11 protein-coding genes are annotated in these 17,164 nt (G+C 70.0%); all 11 read right to left on the minus strand.

Annotated features, from left to right (window positions below):
- Nucleotides 1-27: 27 nt before the first annotated feature.
- From ACIA8L_RS25690 to ACIA8L_RS25740, 11 genes are read right to left on the minus strand one after another with little or no spacing between them, the layout of a single operon-like run.
- On the minus strand, nucleotides 28-2,811 hold the full coding sequence (locus ACIA8L_RS25690; protein WP_395908800.1) for a hypothetical protein: 2,784 nt from the start codon (nucleotides 2,809-2,811) through the stop codon (nucleotides 28-30).
- Nucleotides 2,811-5,273, minus strand: coding sequence for a DUF4157 domain-containing protein (locus ACIA8L_RS25695; RefSeq protein ID WP_395908802.1), 2,463 nt, complete (start codon nucleotides 5,271-5,273; stop codon nucleotides 2,811-2,813). The genes ACIA8L_RS25690 and ACIA8L_RS25695 overlap by 1 nt, the downstream gene beginning before the upstream one ends.
- A 15-nt stretch (nucleotides 5,274-5,288) precedes the next feature.
- The gene (locus ACIA8L_RS25700; RefSeq protein ID WP_395908804.1) at nucleotides 5,289-7,940 is read right to left on the minus strand and encodes a VWA domain-containing protein; all 2,652 of its coding nucleotides are present in this window, start codon (nucleotides 7,938-7,940) and stop codon (nucleotides 5,289-5,291) included.
- A gap of 12 nt (nucleotides 7,941-7,952) precedes the next feature.
- On the minus strand, nucleotides 7,953-10,217 hold the full coding sequence (locus ACIA8L_RS25705) for a DUF6519 domain-containing protein (protein ID WP_395908805.1): 2,265 nt from the start codon (nucleotides 10,215-10,217) through the stop codon (nucleotides 7,953-7,955).
- A 16-nt stretch (nucleotides 10,218-10,233) separates the two neighbouring features.
- A complete protein-coding gene (locus ACIA8L_RS25710) occupies nucleotides 10,234-12,252 on the minus strand; it encodes a hypothetical protein (protein WP_395908807.1) in 2,019 nt (672 codons plus the stop codon).
- A 4-nt stretch (nucleotides 12,253-12,256) separates the two neighbouring features.
- A complete protein-coding gene (locus tag ACIA8L_RS25715; protein ID WP_395908809.1) occupies nucleotides 12,257-13,819 on the minus strand; it encodes a baseplate J/gp47 family protein in 1,563 nt (520 codons plus the stop codon).
- A gap of 34 nt (nucleotides 13,820-13,853) precedes the next feature.
- Complete coding sequence (locus ACIA8L_RS25720; RefSeq protein WP_395908811.1) at nucleotides 13,854-14,216, minus strand: GPW/gp25 family protein; 363 nt, start codon at nucleotides 14,214-14,216, stop codon at nucleotides 13,854-13,856.
- Between the two features lie 2 nt (nucleotides 14,217-14,218).
- Nucleotides 14,219-14,605: a hypothetical protein gene (locus ACIA8L_RS25725; RefSeq protein WP_395908813.1), complete on the minus strand. Its 387-nt coding sequence runs from the start codon at nucleotides 14,603-14,605 to the stop codon at nucleotides 14,219-14,221.
- Nucleotides 14,605-15,474, minus strand: a complete 870-nt coding sequence (locus ACIA8L_RS25730; RefSeq protein ID WP_395908815.1) for a phage baseplate assembly protein V — start codon at nucleotides 15,472-15,474, stop codon at nucleotides 14,605-14,607. Before ACIA8L_RS25730 ends, ACIA8L_RS25725 begins: the two co-directional genes overlap by 1 nt.
- Nucleotides 15,474-16,583 (minus strand): phage late control D family protein, encoded by a 1,110-nt coding sequence (locus ACIA8L_RS25735; RefSeq protein ID WP_395908817.1) that lies wholly within the window; start codon nucleotides 16,581-16,583, stop codon nucleotides 15,474-15,476. Before ACIA8L_RS25735 ends, ACIA8L_RS25730 begins: the two co-directional genes overlap by 1 nt.
- A complete protein-coding gene (locus ACIA8L_RS25740; protein ID WP_395908819.1) occupies nucleotides 16,580-17,134 on the minus strand; it encodes a hypothetical protein in 555 nt (184 codons plus the stop codon). The genes ACIA8L_RS25735 and ACIA8L_RS25740 overlap by 4 nt, the downstream gene beginning before the upstream one ends.
- Nucleotides 17,135-17,164 lie beyond the last annotated feature (30 nt).

Below are 17,164 nucleotides of genomic sequence, written 5' to 3' on the forward strand. Positions count from 1 at the left end.
CACGACCGCCTTCGTGAACGGTTCGGGTCAGCGCCCGCCGGCCGCCGGCTCGACGGTCAGAATTACCCGGTATTTCCAGCGCACCAGCAGGTCCGGGGGCAGCTGCGGCAGCCGGGACAGGTTCTCGTTCTTCGCGAACACATCCCACCGAATGAGCTCGCCGCCCTCGATTCTCGCGTTGGTGATCCGTCCGCCGCTCTGGATGATCGCATTCTCGGCGTACTGGACCGTCTTGGTCTGACGCAGCGCGACATCCATCGATACGTTTTTGTCCTTCATGAGCGCCTCGGCCAGTTGCGCGACGGCGGGCACGTTGGTGATGTTCTCCAGGCGAACCTCCCGCGCCCCGGAAAAGTCCGCGCCAAGGCGCATAAACGCGTTCATCAACCGCAGTGTCAGGTACGCCTCCAGCGGCGTCCCCTCGCCGGGCACCAACTCCGGCGTCGTCGGGACGAACTTCGGCAGCCCGGTCAGGTCCGCCTCCACATAGGTGAAGGTGTTGGTCGCCCGGTTCCAACGGCGTACGACGCTGCCGCGGGCGCCGTCCGACCCGATGGCGGTGATGCGCAGCTCGACATCGGCTAGATCGTCCACATCGGATGGTATCCGCGGCCCCGTTATCCGGAGTTCACCTATCGTGTCGGCAGCGAAGTCCGGGCTCGACGTGAGACCCGGTACGAAAACGGTGGATCGCGGTCGCCCCGTCAGGGTCGTCGTCGGCGTCGGCGCGGACAACAGCGGAGTGCGGGACACCCGCGGGCCGAAGCGCCCCGACAGCACCGGTGTACCAGTGCCCGGCGAATACACGAACCAGCCCTCGGCGGTCACTCCCACACCGAACAGCCGACCCCCCAGCGACACCTTGGCGACGGCGCGCACATCCGCCAGGACTGGCGCCTGCTTGAGCAGTTCGGGACTGACCGGCGGATGCTGACCCTCGACCCACCGCTCCGCCAGGATCGGCCGGCTGTCCCCGGCCCGCGCGAACACCTCCCAGCCGTGCTCGGTGATCCGCACCAGCCCGGGCCGGCCCAGCTGGTAGACCTCGATGACGCCCGGCGCCACCGTGCGGACCCGGGGCGCCGGGTCCAGGACCGGCAGATTGCGGTTCGTCCCGCCGGAACCGGCGTCGGGCTCCGGACCGCCCGGCCCGAGCGCCCGCCGGTTCAACCGCACCCGCTGCCCCAGCGCCTCGCCCGCCCGGTAGGCCCGGCTGCCGAGGAAGATCGTCGCGACGTTCCCGGCGCCGGCCCCGAGCTGGTTCGATCGCTCCACACTGCTCAGCGGCCGCCCGGTGCCGAGGCGCTGGCCGGTGAGGCCCTCGATGAGCTGGCTGGCCCCGACCACGTCGCCGACCGAGTCCAGCATGGACTCCGGCACCGAGACGTTGTAGCCGGAGTTCTCGATCTCCTCACGTCGGTCCAGGTAGGACCGGACGCCGCCGTAGGCCCCGAGCCCGAGCAGGAGCACCGTGGCCGTGCCGCCCGTGATGATGTTGGCGCCGACAAACGCGCCGACGAGCGCGACCGTGAGCAGCACGGTGCCGACCGACTCGCCGAACGCGGCCAGCGCCGTCCGGGCCAGGATCTCGTGCCGGTCGATCGTCTCGTGCTGCTCCGGTCTGGTCCGCGCGAGCGCGATCAGGTCCGCGTACCCGTCGTGCAGCAGGTCGGTCAGCACTCGCTCGGCGGAGCTCCGCAGGAAGTCCGGGTCGGCCAGGTGCTCGCCGGCCCAGCGGGTCAGGTCGGCGGCCAGCGCGTCCAGCACCGCCTGCAGCGCCGGGTCGCCGGTGACGAGAATGTCCTTGCCTTCCGAGTCGATCGGGATCGAGTACGGGAACCGGCGGGCCGAGTAGCCCCACAACTTGCGGCCGAGCGCGAAGAACTCGTCGAACTTCGCGCCCCGGGCCCGCCATACCTCGGGCGAGTCGGCGGCCGCCCGCGCGTTCGCGGCCACCTTCTGCATGACCGCCGCCTCGACCTCGCCCTTGATGACCGCGATGGCGATGTCCGCGTAGACCGTGGCCGGGTCGGCCTTCGCGAAGTCCGGGTCCCGGTGGTGTTTGTCGTACCAGTCCTGAAACCGCCGCATGGTCTGCGCGGCCGGTGCCCGCTCCGGCGCCGGCAGCTTCGCGTCCAGCGCCAGCCGGTCCTTCATGAAGCGGCTCCATCGCTGTGCCTCGGATTCGCCGGCCTGCTCCGCGGGCCGCTGGCTCTGCGCCCAGAGCTCCGCGGGCGTTGTCCGGGTGAATTCCGGGGTATCCCGATGGTCTTCGATCCACTGGTGATAGCGCTGGATCGCATCGGCGGGCTGGGTGAAGGGCCGGATGTACGCGACGAAGTTGTCGTAGGCGATGGAGGTGTCCGGACGCATCGCGGTCTTCGCGTCCGCACACGCCGGTGCGGTCATGCCGGGCCCCGTCACGCACACCCGCGGTCCGCGGAAGAGCTCCGCCTCGACCAGCCGATCGGCGATCCGCTGCGCCGCGTCCTGTGGTGAAAGACCATGCACGTCGACGGGTACCGCATCACGGCTGCCACCGACCGCTATCGCGCCGCTCGCATCGAGGCGGTACGTCCGCGAGAATCGCGGTTGTGGGGCGGTGTCGGTGGGGTTGGCGTAGACCACCACGACAATGTCGTCACCCGCCTTGAGCGTGGGCGCGGAGCCCTGCAGGATGCGCTGGGTGCCCTGGTTGCCGACGCCGCGCTGCAGCCGGGTGAGCGCCGTGGACTGCCGGCCCGCCGGCGCGCGATCGCGCGGGCCTGCCGCCTCGGCCGTGCGGACCTGCTCGGCCGCGAAGTCGCCCATCAGAAATGTCCGGCCTGGTTGACGTTGAACACGAACTCCTGCCAGTGCGCGCGCAGGAAGCTGAACTCGGGCCGGCCGCCCCACTGCGCCGTCAACCGGGCGCCCACCGCCGCCCGGTGTGCGTCCGCCCACTCCAGCAGTGCCTGCGCCGCCGGATAGTACGACCAGTGCCAGCGCTCCTCGGTGTAGCCGAGCCGCATAAACGTCGACATCGGGGTAAAGGTCTGGATGAACCCATAGGTGGCCGCGTTGGCGGCCAGCCAGGCATACTCGTCGGCCAGCGACGCACCGGCAACGAAGTCGCCGGGCGAGACGCTCCACAGGTCCACATCCGTGCCCCAGTGGTGCCGGGAAATGCCGGGCCCGCTCGACGTACGCATGATTTCCTGCTGTTTCTGGTCGTCGCTCAGGCCGGCCCAGCAGGTCCGGTGGGCGGGCAGGTCGGGATTCCACTCGGCCGCGGTCCCCAGCGCCGGGCAGCGTCGCCGAGTGTCGGCGGTGATCTGCCCGAACGTCCCCTGTCCCTTGGTGAAGGCGAATTTGCGGGACCAGATGCCTTCCTGGGCGCTGAAGCCGCGGTACCCGGAGCGTTCTGGTTTGAGCGCGGTCATGCTGATCGAAGAGCCGGGTGCCTTGGCGGCCCTGCGTAAGGCGGCGAGCATGCAGTCGCGCTGCGCGTCCACGGTCTTGGTCACCGACGGCGGCGGCGGGGTGACGCCGATCAGCCACTCGATCACGTCGATGTCGGCCATGCCGGCGAGCAGGGTGGCGAAGTGTGCCTTCTCCGCGTCGAGGGCGCTCTGGTCGGCGAAGACCTGGCAGCCTTTGGGTGCCGGCGCCGGTACCGGCTCGCGGGGCAGCGGGAGCGGGAGCGTCGCGTTCTGCGCAGCTACCCGCTCGAGCTCCGGCTTGCGCTCTGGCCCGCCCGTCGGCTGGGCGCTCGACGGGCCGGCCGGGGCCGCGCAGAGTCGCGGGATGCCCAGACCGGTCAGCACGTCGGTGCCGGCGTCCAGGTTGTCCACGAACAGCGGATCGGTCTTGCCGGTGAACTTCTTGCCGAAGGCCTCGATGTTGACATAGCGATCGTTTCGCAGGGCCACCGACAGCGAGCCGTCATCACGCACGGCGCCGGGCGCTCCCGGTTTGCCGGGCGCGGCGGCGATGTCGTCCTGGAGCACCACGTTGAAGGTCGGGCGGAACGTCGCCAGGTCCCGCGGATCGGTCACCAGCAGGTAGTCGCTCGGGTGCGGGTGCCCGGCGGCACCGGCCGGCAGCCGGCTGGGATTGGTCGGCACCGGGCCCGCGGTTGCACCGCCGCGCAGCCGGTCGGGGTGGATTTCCGTGGCGGTCGCTTCCTTCCCTTTCGGCGCGTACTGCGTGATCACCAGCCCGGAGTTGTTGTGGAAGGCCACAACGGGCAGCTTTCCGTCGGTCAGCGAACTACCGCCGCCGCCGCGGCCCCGGCTGATCGCCGGGATCAGCTTGCTGTTGACCCAGGCCGTGACCTGCGGTGCGGCGGCTTTGGCCTGCTTGTCGGTGGCGCCCGTCGCCTCGAACGCGGGCCCGGCGATGCCCGCCGGGGTGAAGACCCGATTCGGATCGAACGACGTGGTGCCGCCGCCCGGCAGGCCGGTCACGGTGATGTTCCGGTCGTGGCTGGGCAGATCCACCAGGTTCGCGCAGAACGACGCCTGCAACTGGCTCGCCACCTGCCGCGAGTTGCCCTCATCGCCGTGCAGGTGGACCAGGCACACCTGCGCGTCCGGCTTGATGATCTCGATCGGGTCGGCGTCGATGGACCGCTGCATCGCGGCCGGCGCGGCCAGCACCGGCCCGGCCGGTCGCCCGGCCAGCACCCGATCGGCGACCGCGTCGGCCTCGCACTCATCGGCGCCGGTCGGCCGGCTGATCCCACCGCCGCGCTGCGGCGCGGCCGGACCGCCGCGCTGCTGGATCACATGGGTCAGCTCATGGGCGAGCAGGCGCAGCCCGGCCGGCGTGTCCGGGGCATACCGCGCCGGCGCGAAGACGATATCCCGCCGCATGGTGTACGCCGCCGCCGCGACCTGTCTGGTGGAGTGGGCGTCGGTGTGGACCCGGACGTCGGCGAAGCTGGTGGCGAAGCGCGGCTCCAGCATCGCGCGGACGTGCGCGTCCAGCGGCGCGCCGGTCCCGTTCACCGCCTGCCGAGCACTGTCCGGCACGCCGTCGCGGCCCGCCGCCGACCCCGTCTCCGGATGCCGCTGCAGGTCCGGATCGCAGCCGTCCGGCGGGCAGGCGTGCTCTGCGCACCGCTGCAGTACCGCGCCGACCTCGGTGACCAGCCGGTTGCCGAGCAGCCGCTGCGGGCTGCTCGGCGTCTCCGGGCGGTGCGGCGGCGTGCGCCGGGCGCCCGGAGAGTCCAGCGAGCCGATCCGTGGCCGGTCCCGCACCGGCGGGGCCACCCTCTCGTATCCGGCCACGTCGACCTCGCCGGCTCAGTCGCGATCCGGGCCGGTCAGCTGCCGGCGCACGTCGAACATCGGCAGCAGTACCCCGGCGGCCCGCACCTGGAGGGTGGGCCGCTGCTTCGGTGTGTACAGCACCACCCGCTGGTAGGTGCCGTCAGCGAAGACCGGCGCCGGCTGATGCTGCAGGACGTGTTCGAAGGTGCCGTCCCGCAACGCGAAGACGACCTCTTCGTCCTTGCCCGGGCCGAGCCGCTCATGCCGCTGGTCCTGCGGCGTGATGATCACCCGGGCGGCCTGCTGCCCGCTGGGGTGGTTGCGAATCTTGGTGACCTTGGTCGTGGTGGCCCGCGGGTCGACCTTGATCGAGGCGAAGGTGGAGATCTCCAGCGTCCGGGTGAACGGGTTGCCGTCAATGTCGAGCCCGTCGATGAACAGCTTCCAGTTGTAGGTGCCTTCCTTGAAGACCTGCGCGAAGGTGTTCGTGTAGTTGCCCTCGCCGTCGCGGTCGAACAGCCGGTCCGTGTGGTCCACGAACAGGCCGGCCGGCTCGCACTGCGGCAGCGTGTGCCAGTTGCGGTACCGCAACAGATCCCGGATGCGCTGTTCCCGCAGGGTCGGCGTGTCCAGGTCCCCCGCGTCGAGGCTCGTCGCAGCGGCGGGCTCGGGGACGAACACCTCGGCCAGGGCCGACAGCTCCTCACCGAGCCCGGCCGCCGGTGCGGTCAGCTCGGCCCGGACGTTGGCGTTCAGTACCACGTTGTTGTCGTGCCGGATCCGGACCGTCAGGACCATGCGGTCGCCGGTCTCGTAGGAGGGCTGGTCCAGCAGCACGTCCGCGAGCAGGTGCAGGTCCACGTAGGCCAGTACCTCGGTCGGGTCCAGTGGCTGCGTGCTGTGCACGTCCGCACCCCGGATCATCCGCCAGTGGCCGACGGTCCGGTGGTCGAACTCGGGCAGCTTCTCCACGAACACCGCCCGGTCCGACAGCGACTGTAGGTAGTGGACCTTGTCTTCCTGACCGTCCTGGACCGCGACGTAGTCGGCGCCGTCGTGCTTGGCGAGCTGGATGCTGCCACTGAACGCTGTCTCGTCGCTACCTGGGGTTACCGCGGCCACCAGCCGGTCGGCGGTGGCGTCGGTGAGGAAGTACACCGCGTTGCCGGCAGGGACGGGGGCGCTGTCGGGGGCGTCCGCCGGCGCCGCGCTCGACTTGATCAGCGCGTTGACTTTCTGCGTGTTGGCCAGGATGTCGCCGAACTTGCTGGCCAGGTCCGCCGAGTCGAGCACGAAGGGGAACTCCGCGAACCGCTCCACCGGCAGGGTGGCGAGCTTCTTCAGCAGTTCCTGGTCCGCCGTGGGCCCGAGCGCGATCGCGCCCAGCGTCATGTTCGCCAGCACGGCCCTGCGGACGTCGGTGAGCCTGTTCGCCAGGGCGACGGCGCCGTTGGTCGCCTGGGCGGGGTCCAGCGGCGAGGTACCGGAGTTGTCCTGGCCGTCGGTGCACACGATGCAGGTGTACCGCTGGTCGACCACCGGTGCGTGGTGGACCAGCAGGTCGAGGGCGAACAGCAGTCCGTCGCCGATCGGGGTGCTGTTGCCGGGCGCCCCGAAGTCGATGGTGTCCTGCTCGACGGCGTCCTTGGCCACCTCGAGCGGGCTCAACTCCAGCAACGCCTGGATGCGCTTGGACGGCTCGCCGCCCCGGAACCCGGCTTGCTCGTCCTCGAAGGCCACGATGGCCACCCGGTCGTCGGGGTTGACGCCCCTGCGCAGCCCGTAGAACAGGTGCACCAGCGACCGGCAGGCGAGTTTCGCGTTCTCGAACCGGTTCTCCGACGCCATACTGCCGGAGCGGTCGATCACCAGGACGAGCAGCTGCGGACGCTGGGAGACCGTCATCGTCGTCACCGGGCTCACGTTCCGGAAGAAGCCAGGGTAGAGATTCTGGTCGTCGCTGAACTGCGTCGTGACGGTCAGCCCGGCGCCGACCGGCTCGTACACGCCGGGTGTCGTCACGTCCTTGAACGTGTCCGGCGTGGTGACGCCGACGTTGCCGTTCAGGTCGTTCAGCGGGATCGCACCGGACACCTGCCGCCAGGTGTAGCCGGCCGTGAAGTTCGGCGTCGGAGAGTTGTTGCCCGGCGCCGGCCTGATCGTGTTCTGGTCGGCGGGCGTCGCGTGCAGCCGCACGGTCTGCTCCTCCAGCACGTTCGGGGCCACGCTCAGCTCGGCCACCGGGTCGCAGGCGACCCAGGTGATGGGCATGCCGCCGATCGCGTCGGGCGTCACCGACCACTCCGCGGGATCGTTGGCGCTGGCCTGCAGCTCCCACGACTCGTTCGTGACCGTGCCACCGCCGTTGTCGGTTATGCTGATGCCCAGCTCGATGTCGCCATTGGGCAGGGTGGCCTCGGAGGCGTCGATGCCATAGTGCGACAGCGTGCCGGTGAACGTGTCGGTGCCGAGCGGCACCGGGATCGGCAACTGGACCCGCTGCGCCGGCTGGACCTGGATGTGCACGAGCTTGATGGTCCGGCCCGGACCACCCGACGGATAGGTCACCGTGAGCGTCTTCGTCTCGGTGGCCTGGATGGTCAGGTCGAAGCCGGCGATGAACGCTCTGGCCTCGTGGATGCGGTTCGTCTGGTTCGGTAGTAGTGGATCGATGCTGGGCGCCATGGCCCACTCCCCTCAGATAGCGGTGATGATCCGGCGGTAGAACGGATCGAAATCCCCGTTTCGATTGCTGTTCCACAGGACCCAGAGGCCCAGGCCCGGGATGATGAATGGATGCGGTTTGATGTCCGATGCCGAGTTGAAGGTCAGCCGTTGGGGCGCGCCCCACTGGCCGCTGATCGGGTTGCGCCGGCGGAGCGTCAGATTGGGGTCGGCATCGTTCGGCCGGCTGCTCACCAGGTAGACGGTGCCGTCCTGGTCGCGCACCGCGGCCGGCTGGCCGTCACCGGCATCGGTGTCGGCGAGCCGCGTCGAGGTCCAGTTGCCCGAGGAGGTGCATGAGGCGATCGACAGCCCCGCGCCGTCGTTGTAGAACACCATCGCCGCGGTATCGCTGATCGCCAGCACGAAGATTTCCAAGGTGCCGGTCGCGGTGAACGATCCCGGGAAGTCGATGACCGGTGGATCCAGCGGGTTGCTCGTGGCGGGGATTGGGTTGAACCGCCGCAGTTGCAGGCCCGTGTTGTCCGCCCAGGCCACAAAGACCTTCCCCCCGGCACCCGCCGCGTGCAGATCGCGTGGCGAAATTGCCGCGCCGGTGGACAGCTGCACCGGCAGGGCATCGATGAAGGTACTGTCGGTGTGCCGGTAGCGTTTGTAAAACCACTGTTTCGGCCCCGCAGTGCCACCTTGGTGGGTGAAGAACACCGCGTGGTCCCCGGCGAGCGCGACCCGGGCCAGCTGGTCGGCGACCCCGGTCGTCGTCGCCACATCCTGTTGGGCCGCGCCGGGCAGATTGGCCAGCGTGCCGCGCTTCATCACCACGTCGCTACCCGCGGCCTCGACGTTGCCGGTCTGGTAGGCGACGAGGATCTCCCCGGTCGGCAGCAGCACCGCCGACGGCTCGATGTGGACGGTGTTGCCGCCGGTGATCGCCGGCACGGTGGTGAATCCCTGGTCGACGTGGGCCGGGTCGAGACGGGCCGCGATGATCTGGTTGAGGCCGTTGGTGTTGGTGGCGCTGACGCGCGGCGAATGCCAGATGGCGACCAGAGCGCCGGCCTGGTCGATCAGGCTCGCCCTGCCCAGCGTGTCCAAGCCGGCGGCCGGGGACACCGCCAACTCCTGGCTGGCCGGCAGCTGCCCGGCGAGCAGCGCGTTGATCGCCACGCGCAGGCTGATCGCCGGTCGGTTCTCGCCGCGCCGGTACGCCGCCAGCGACCCGAAACCCATGACGTCCTCGATCAGCGTGCTCGGCGGCATGAGCAGGCTGCGGGCCCGCTGATCGGCGAGCGCGCCGCCGAGGATGGCGGTGACCCCGGCCGTCCTGGCCAGCTGGGCCAGCGGCAGGTACGAGTGGCCGGTCAGGAAGTCGCCGTCGGCGGGCTGTGGCGCCTGGAGGCTGCCCGGCCGGACCCGCACGGCCCACTCCCGGCGCAGCCGCACGGCCGACTCCACCCCTATCATCGGGTTGATCAGCGAGTCGTCCTCGGCCGCGGTGACCTCCCGCTCCCACACGTCGAGATAGACCAGGTCGGTGCGGGTACCAGTAGATGGCGCCGACAACGCCGCCACCGGGGGCACCCCCCAGGCGGTCGCCAACGCGGTATTCGTATACAGCGGCTGCGCGGCATAGGACAGCCGGTCCTCGAGCACCGCGTCGCGGCCGTCCACCAGGCAGCGCCCGGCGGTCTCCGCAGTCCCGCTGCCGCCGAAAACCATGAAGTCGTCGCCGGCCCCGGCGGAGGCTGTGACGCCGGTCAGCGCGCCACCGAGCACGGCCACCACCTCCGCGGCCGTGGCCGCGGCGATGTTCGCGAAGCTCGCGGCGGCGAACGTGACGGTCTGCGCCGCGCCCCCTTCCGCGGTGACCTTGAGGGTCATCCCCGCGCTCAGAGCGAACGGCTGGGTCGCGTCACCGGTCAGCTGCGCGGCCGCCGACAGGCGCGCCGCCCGCCGGTTGTTGTTCGTGAAGCCGAGCGCCGCCGCCGCGGAGGACGCGGCGACGTCCACGGTGACCGATGACCGGCCCGCGCCCGCCGCCGGCGCGGTGAGCCGGATCGTGTTGACGCCGCCGCCGGCGAGCGGATCGATCCGGAAGCCGTCGTTGTTGAACGGCACCCCGTCGCCGACAAACCACTTCAGGAATGCCTGAACCTCGTAGCGGCGGATGTCCTCCTGCTCGTTCCAGTCGGCATCCACCAGCGGCACACCCTGCTGCAGCCGGACGCCGACGTAGTGCTTGACCCTGTCGAATGTGTCGCGCGAGAAGTCGCCCATGGAGTCCTCTTGAGTGTCACGGCTTGACAAAGACCGCTCGCGCGGTCACCGGTAGGTAGTCGGCCAGCACACCGGCCAGCCGGGAGATCGCCTCGTCGGTCACCTGCGGTACAGCCTTGGTCGGGCCGAGGTACACGCCGACCGTGTCGCGGGCGATCCGGTTGTCGTCGTTGCGCCGGCCGCTCGATCCGGTGTCGTAGGTGTAGGTCTGGAAGTCGTCGAGCTTGCCGAACAGGAGTCGCTTGGGCTGCGCTGTGCTGTCCACAGTGGTCGATCCCGCGTACCGGTTGTCCAAGGTGTGCGTGGCTCCGTACACGTCACTGCCGTAGGCGATGCTCTGGTTCGACCGGTACGCCAGCAGCGTGCCCGCGCCGGTGTCGAAGGCCAGCGGGGCCCGCCGGGTGTAGGCCCCGGTGCCGAGCCGCTCGTTACTGCCCCAGGTGACCGAGCTGGTGGTCAGCAGGTTGCGGCTGACGCCCCAGCCACCGTCCTGTGTGGAGCTGAAGAACAGCTCGATGTTGCCGCCGCCGGCCAGCAACGCGGCCGGCTGCCGGTCGTGGTACCCACCCGATCCGCTCTTCGGCAGCGGGCGGATCTGTGACCAGTCCGCCGCCCGCGGGTCCAACGCTTGCTTGACGCGGTAGACGATGCGCCACCGGGTCTGACCGGCCGGTCCACCGGGCTCCTGCCGCGCCCAGAAAAGCCAGAGCCGCCCGGCGGAGCTGGTCGGGTGGAAGAGCACGAACAGGTCGTCCTCGACTCGCGGCGCCACCCCGCCGTCCAGCGGCATGGTCTGCGGCGTGTCCAGCCACCCCGTGCCGTTGTTCCGGTTGTACCGCAGCTGCCAGATCCCGGCCAGCCGCTCCAGCCAGAACAGCCAGAGCCCACCGGCGTTGTCCACCACGGCGGCCGGGAGCCGTCGCGGGGTGTCCTTGTCGCCGAACACCTCCGGTGGTGACCAGACGCCTCCCGCGCGGGTGGCGACCCAGACCTGCCACCGCCGCAGCTCGGTGTCGTAGCTCTGCCAGAACAGCCACAGCTTGTCGCCCTGCAGGGCGGCTGCCGGGTTCTTGTCGACGCCGGGCCGGTCGACCACCGGCCGGCTCGCCCCCCAGCCGTCCGCCGTCGTGTACGGCTTGGCCCAGATGTCCCAGCCGTGCTCCCGGCGGGTGTGGTAGAAGAACAGCGCCGAGCCGTCGGTATCCCGGACCGCGGCCGGTCGCCCGTCGTAGGCGAAGTTCACCGAGGCGAGTGCCGGTGCCGCCCAGTTTCCGGCCGGGTCGCGCACCGCCGACCACAGGTTGAGCCGCTCCGGCTCGTTGCTGCGCGCGACGTTGTGCACGAACTCCTTGGTGCTGTTGGCCAGGCCGGTCACCCGCGCCACCGTCGCGTCCAGCGCCGGCACCCCGCCCACCGTCTGGTAGATCCGCGGCGCGAACCGGATCTCGCCGCGCTGCGCGCCGACCGCCAGGCCGAAGTTGGTCCGCCAGCCGATCCACTGGGCAAGCAGGGGCAGCAGCCGCCCGTCCACCCGGTCCAGATCGGTCAGGTCCAGCGCCGCGCGGGCCAGGCTGTAGAGCCGGTCCAGTTCGGCACCGGGCAGGTCGAGGAAGCGCCGCAACTCGCCCTTGTCCTTGTCGGCCTCCGCAACGGTGCCCGCAGCCGGCAGCCGGTCGGCGTCGTATCGCTGATAGATGGCCGGCAGCAGCGCGTACATCTGGCCACCGAAGTCATAGGGTGACAGCGCCATGGCGCTGGCCCGGCCGTGCGGATCCGGGTCGTCCTTCGGCGGATCGCCGCTGAAGGGGAACAGCGAGTAGTAGTAGACCCGCTCTCCCTGCAGACCGAGGTCGGACACCGACGTGATGCCGGCGCCGCCCGCGACCTGGACGCCGTCGTCGACGTCGACCGGGTGGCTGTCCTCGCGGCGCACCACCCGCACGCCGGGATGCTGGGCCGAGTCGGGGTAGGTCCAGCTCAGGTCGATCCGGTTGCCGCCGGAGTGCGCGACGGCGGTGAGGTTGGTCAGTCGCATGGTGTCACCGCCCGGCCTGGCTGATGACGTCGACCCGCAGGCCCGCCTGGAACGCCGGGTCGCCCGGGATGACCGGGACCTCGTTGGGGCCGAGCTTGATCGTGCCGCTTGGCTCGACCAGCAGCGGCGGCTCGTCGCCTCGGCGGAACTCGATGATGTTCAGGAAGATCACGCCCGGGACGCTCTGGATGTCCTCGTAGAACTTGCTCAGGTACACCGTCTGGCTGAAGTTGACCCGGTCGAAGGCCAGCAGGTCGGCCGCCGCCCGCTGGACCTGGGCGACCACGTCGTTGGGCAGGAAGAAGCTCTCGATCGCGAGCTGCGCCGTCACGTAGATCGGCACGTAGTCAACGTCGGCGATCTCCACGACCTGGTTGAGCAGGCGCTTGTCCTCGAAGAAGCCGATCAGGCCGGCCTCCAGCGTGTCGCTCACCTTGCCGCCGCCCTCGGGTGCGACGTACAGGGTCACCCGGTTCCAGCCGGTGCCGACGGCCCGCACCTTGCCCACACCCTTGTAGCTGCGGGCGAGCGCCTCGTAGTCGGCGGCGGTAACCGCCCGCCGCAGGGACCGGAACACCGCCGGAGCGTGCTGGACGGCGTGCGCGATGTCTTCCCGCTCCGCGCCGCCGGTCGCCGCGCCCGGATTGGTGACCTGGGCGCCGAGCCCGACGAGTTGCGGCGCTTCGACGATGATCTGCACGGTGTCGGGCGGGACGTTGCCCGCCACCCCGCCCCCGACCCGGTAGGTCGCGGTGATGGTCGATCCCGCCGGCGGCACCTTGCCGAGTGCACCGTCGCCGAAGATGACCGCGGCCCGGTCGTCCTCGTCGATCAGGACCACATAGTCCAGTTGGCCGGCCTGGCTGAAGGCCAGGCTGTCCCGCCGGGTCCACTGGTCGATGGTGCCGGCCAGCTGCGTCGAGACGACCAGGTCCCGGCCGGCCTGCTGGGCCTGGCTCGTCGGGTTCAGCATCAAGCCGGCGTGCGCCAGGGTGAAGTGCTGGTTGCGGCTGCCGTCGGAGGCGCCGAGCACCTCACCGCTGATGAGGCGACCCTCCTCCACCGGGATGCCGGAGAACAGCTTGCGGCCACCCGGCTGGCTGGCGGCGATCGCGCCGAAGTCGATGGTCAGTGGCGCCTCGCGGCTGTACTCGAACCGGACGCTCGACCGATCCTGCTGGCTCATCGTGGCGAACGCGTCGCCCTTCTTGATGGTGACCACATCCGAGACCGTGCCGGGCACACTCAGCCGCAGGCTGGCGGCCGCGGGCGCGGCGGTGCCCAGCTCGTAGCCGATCAGCCGCAGGTGTTCGATGACGCTGCGGCGGGTCCGCGCGGTGCCCAGGAAGCTCTCGTTGGCCACCCGATCCTGGTAGTAGCTGAGGATGTCGCCGATGTGCGCGAACAGCTGCAGCAGCACGTTGCCGAAGTCCGCCTCGTTGGCGAAGTCCGTCCACTCCGCCAGTTTCGTCGGTATCTGCTCGCGCATGGCCTGCAGCAGGCTCTCGTAGTCGCGAGCCATGTAGTCGATGACCGGTTGCCCGTGTACCTGGATGATGTCAGCCATGACCCGCCGTCCTTCCGTGTCCGCTTCGCCGCGCCTACTTGAACTGGACCCGGACCGCTTGCCGGGAAAGGTCTTTGCGCCGCACGTAGGCGACCTCGACGGCCACCTGCTCGTCGAGTGACCGCACGCCCACCGCGCCCACCACGAGCTCGTCGCCGAGCCAGCGGCTCAGCGCCTGGCCGATGGAGAACTCGGTGGCCGCGGCCATGATGGTGTTGTTGGGGTCGAAGGCCAGGTTGAACAGGCCGCAGCCGAACTCGGGTTGGTTGACCCGCTCCCCGGGGGCGGTGAACAGCACCTGGATGACCTTCCCGCGCAGTTGGGCGTCCTCGTCCAGCTCGACCGCGATCGCGCCGGCGCTGTTGGCGCTGAACGGAAACCGCAAGGTGGTCGCCACGGTCAGCTCACCCTTCCGGTGCCGCCGTTGTTCTGGGTCAGCGTCACCGTGGCGGACGGCGTGATGCCCACCGTGTGCGTGTGCGCGGTCGGCGCGGCGGTGCTGCCGGTGTTACCGCTGACCGGCAGGCTCACCGACCCCGAGACGGTCACGCCACTGATCTCGAGGTTGCTCACCAGGTGCTCGACGACGCCCTTGGCGACCGCGAAGGCGAGCTTGCGCCACCCGCCGCGCGCCGCGTCCAGGGCGGCCTGCGCGGCCGGCCTGGCCTCCGCGCTGGCGCCGTCCACCGACGCCTGCAGCGGCGGCGAGAGCAGCTGGTCGACCTGGGTGAAGATGGCCAGGGCCATCCCCGAATCAGCATCGACGGTACCGGCCGACAGCGACATCACTCCACCTTGTGCTTGGTCGACAGTGGAACCTGGAGGGTCATCGGCGGAGGGGCGGGCGGCGAGGTCGGCGCGCCCAGGTTGCCGATGTGCGTGTGGGTCGACAGCGCGCTGATGAACGCCTGGACGTTCGCCGCGAACTTGTTGCCCAGGACGAACGGTTCGGTGGCCCCGGACCCGCCGACCTGCACGCCGCTGCTGCCGATCGCGACCTGGGTGCCGGAGGTCTTCACGACCACCCCGCCGCCGGACATGGTGATCGCGTTGCCGCTGTTCTTCCCATCGGTGACGGTGATCCCCGAGCCGTCCAGCGTGATCGTGTGCCCGTCGGCCGACGTGATGGCGATCCCCTGCTTGTCCATGGTGATCACGTTGCCGTTGACCGCCTCGACGATGGTGACCAGTTCCGCCGAGTCCTTGTCCTCGAACTGGATGGTGTGCCCCTTCGCCGACTTGATGATCTTGCGAGTCGGTGGGTCCTGCGCCTGCTGTTCTTCCTGGCCGTCGGCCGCCTGCGGCCTGGGCACCGGGGTGTTGTCCGGGCTCGATCCGGTCCAGAAGGTGCCGGCCCAGATCGGGAACTCCAGGTCACCCTCCTCGAACTCGACCCACACCTGGGCCTCCCGCTCCGGGATGAACAGGAAACCCCGATCCACCGCGCCGCCGTACGGGGCGCAGGGCGTGGCCCAGCCGGTGACCACGTCCCGGCCCAGCACGCTTGGCACCTTGACCTTGAGCCGGCCCAGCCGGTAGGGGTCCTCGTTCTCCACCACGATGCCGCGGTACTTGCCGAAGAAGCGGCGCTCGACCTTCTCCACCAGACCGGCGACCACCCGATCGAGACTCAACGCGCCCGCACCCGTCTCCATCATCGGCCTCCCGACCTGAAGTTCTCGGTCCCGGTGGGCATCAGCGCGTTGCGCTTGATCCGGAACAGCTGGGTGTACCCGGTCGCGGTGAACCGGTGCGTGACATGGCTGACGTAGTAGACGCCGCTGTACGGGGCACCGACGCCCTTCACGGTCACCGTTGCGCGCGGCATCAGCACGCTGCCGTACCGGTTGGCCGACACCTCACCCTCCCCGGTGACGAACCACTCCCCCTGGTCGAACAGGCTCTGGCACAGCACGTCCATCTCGTGCTGCCCCGTGGTCACCGTCTGTCCGATGTGGATACCGCCGGACCGCACCTTCGCGTTCAGGTAACTGCCGGCGGGCCTGGCTCCCAGGCGCGTCTGCTTGCTGGTGTCCACAGTGGTCTGGTTGATCCGGCCGGTGGCGCGATCCAGCTGGGTCATGGTGACCGTCGTCGGCGTCAATGCGTTGACCGCGAGCCTGAGCTTGTTGATGTTCGTGTCCTTGCCGAACTGGATGGCCAGCACCGGCTGCGGAGCGTCATCCACCGCGGGCGGCCGGAAGTAGCCGGTGTCGCCGTCGATGAAACACTCGAACCCGTTCCGCAAGGCCAGCCGCTTGAGCAGCCGGATGTCCGTCTCCCGCTGGATGATGGTGGACACCTTGTCGTCGTGGATCACCTCGGTCCGGGTGACCTTCGGCGTCAGCTTGTACTGGCTGAACACTTCCGTCGCGATGTCGCTGTCCGACTTGCCCGGCCAGTCCTTGAGCCGGTCCTCGCGGTCCATCAGCACGCTGGCGTCCATCCCCCAGACCGCGACCCGGCACTGCTCCAGCCCGGCGCCGAAGTCGGGCCGCAGATGGGTGATGTAGCCGCTGACGAGTCGCCGGGTGTTGCCTTTGAGGCCGGCGGTGACCGCCACACTGCGCCAGATCGCGAAGCGCGGGTCGTCCAGGTAGAGCCACGAACCGTTGGCCTTCTGCCGCAGCGCCAGGGTCAGCCGGAACATCCCGGCCAACTCCTCGTCCAGCTCCACCTCGAGGCTGATCAGGTCGCAGTGCAGATCCGTGAGTGCCTTGCCGTCGACCTCGATGCGCAGGTTGTCCGGCCGGGTGCCGGTCATCCCTCCACCGCCGCGGGAATGACGATCCGCCGGCCCAGTTGGCCACCCTCCACCGGAGTACCGACCGCCAGGCCGGTCGCGATGATCGCGTTGCGCAAAGCCCGCGCGTCGATGCTGACCCGATTGTGGGTGACGAGCACGGCTCGGCGGTACTGCTGCCGGTACACCGTGCGGGGCGCGCCGTTGAGCTGCTCGGTCTGGGCCGCCAGCACCACCTCGTCGGACACGGCGACGTCGCGCACGCCGACGGTCCCCGACAGCGTGTCCAGCAGGGCCGCCCATGCGACATCGCCTGTCGGCGCGACAAGCGGGAACCGGGTCACGACCACCACGTCCCGGCCCAGCAACGCCAGCGGCGACAGGAAATCCGGATTGGCGTCACAGATATGCCAGTACTCCTGGGGCTGGTCGTAGTACGTGGCGGCAAGCTGATCCAGCCGGTCGCCGGCCGCGACGGTGTGCGTGAAGACACCCGTCACCACCGGCAGCGGCCGGATGTCCTTGGCCGCCAGCGTTCGTCCACGCGGGTCCGGCGTCACGACGTCCGGCACCGCGCGGTAGCGCGATAGATCGCTGAACAT

Source organism: Dactylosporangium sp. NPDC051541, assembly GCF_044454505.1.
Taxonomy (GTDB): Bacteria; Actinomycetota; Actinomycetes; order Mycobacteriales; family Micromonosporaceae; genus Dactylosporangium.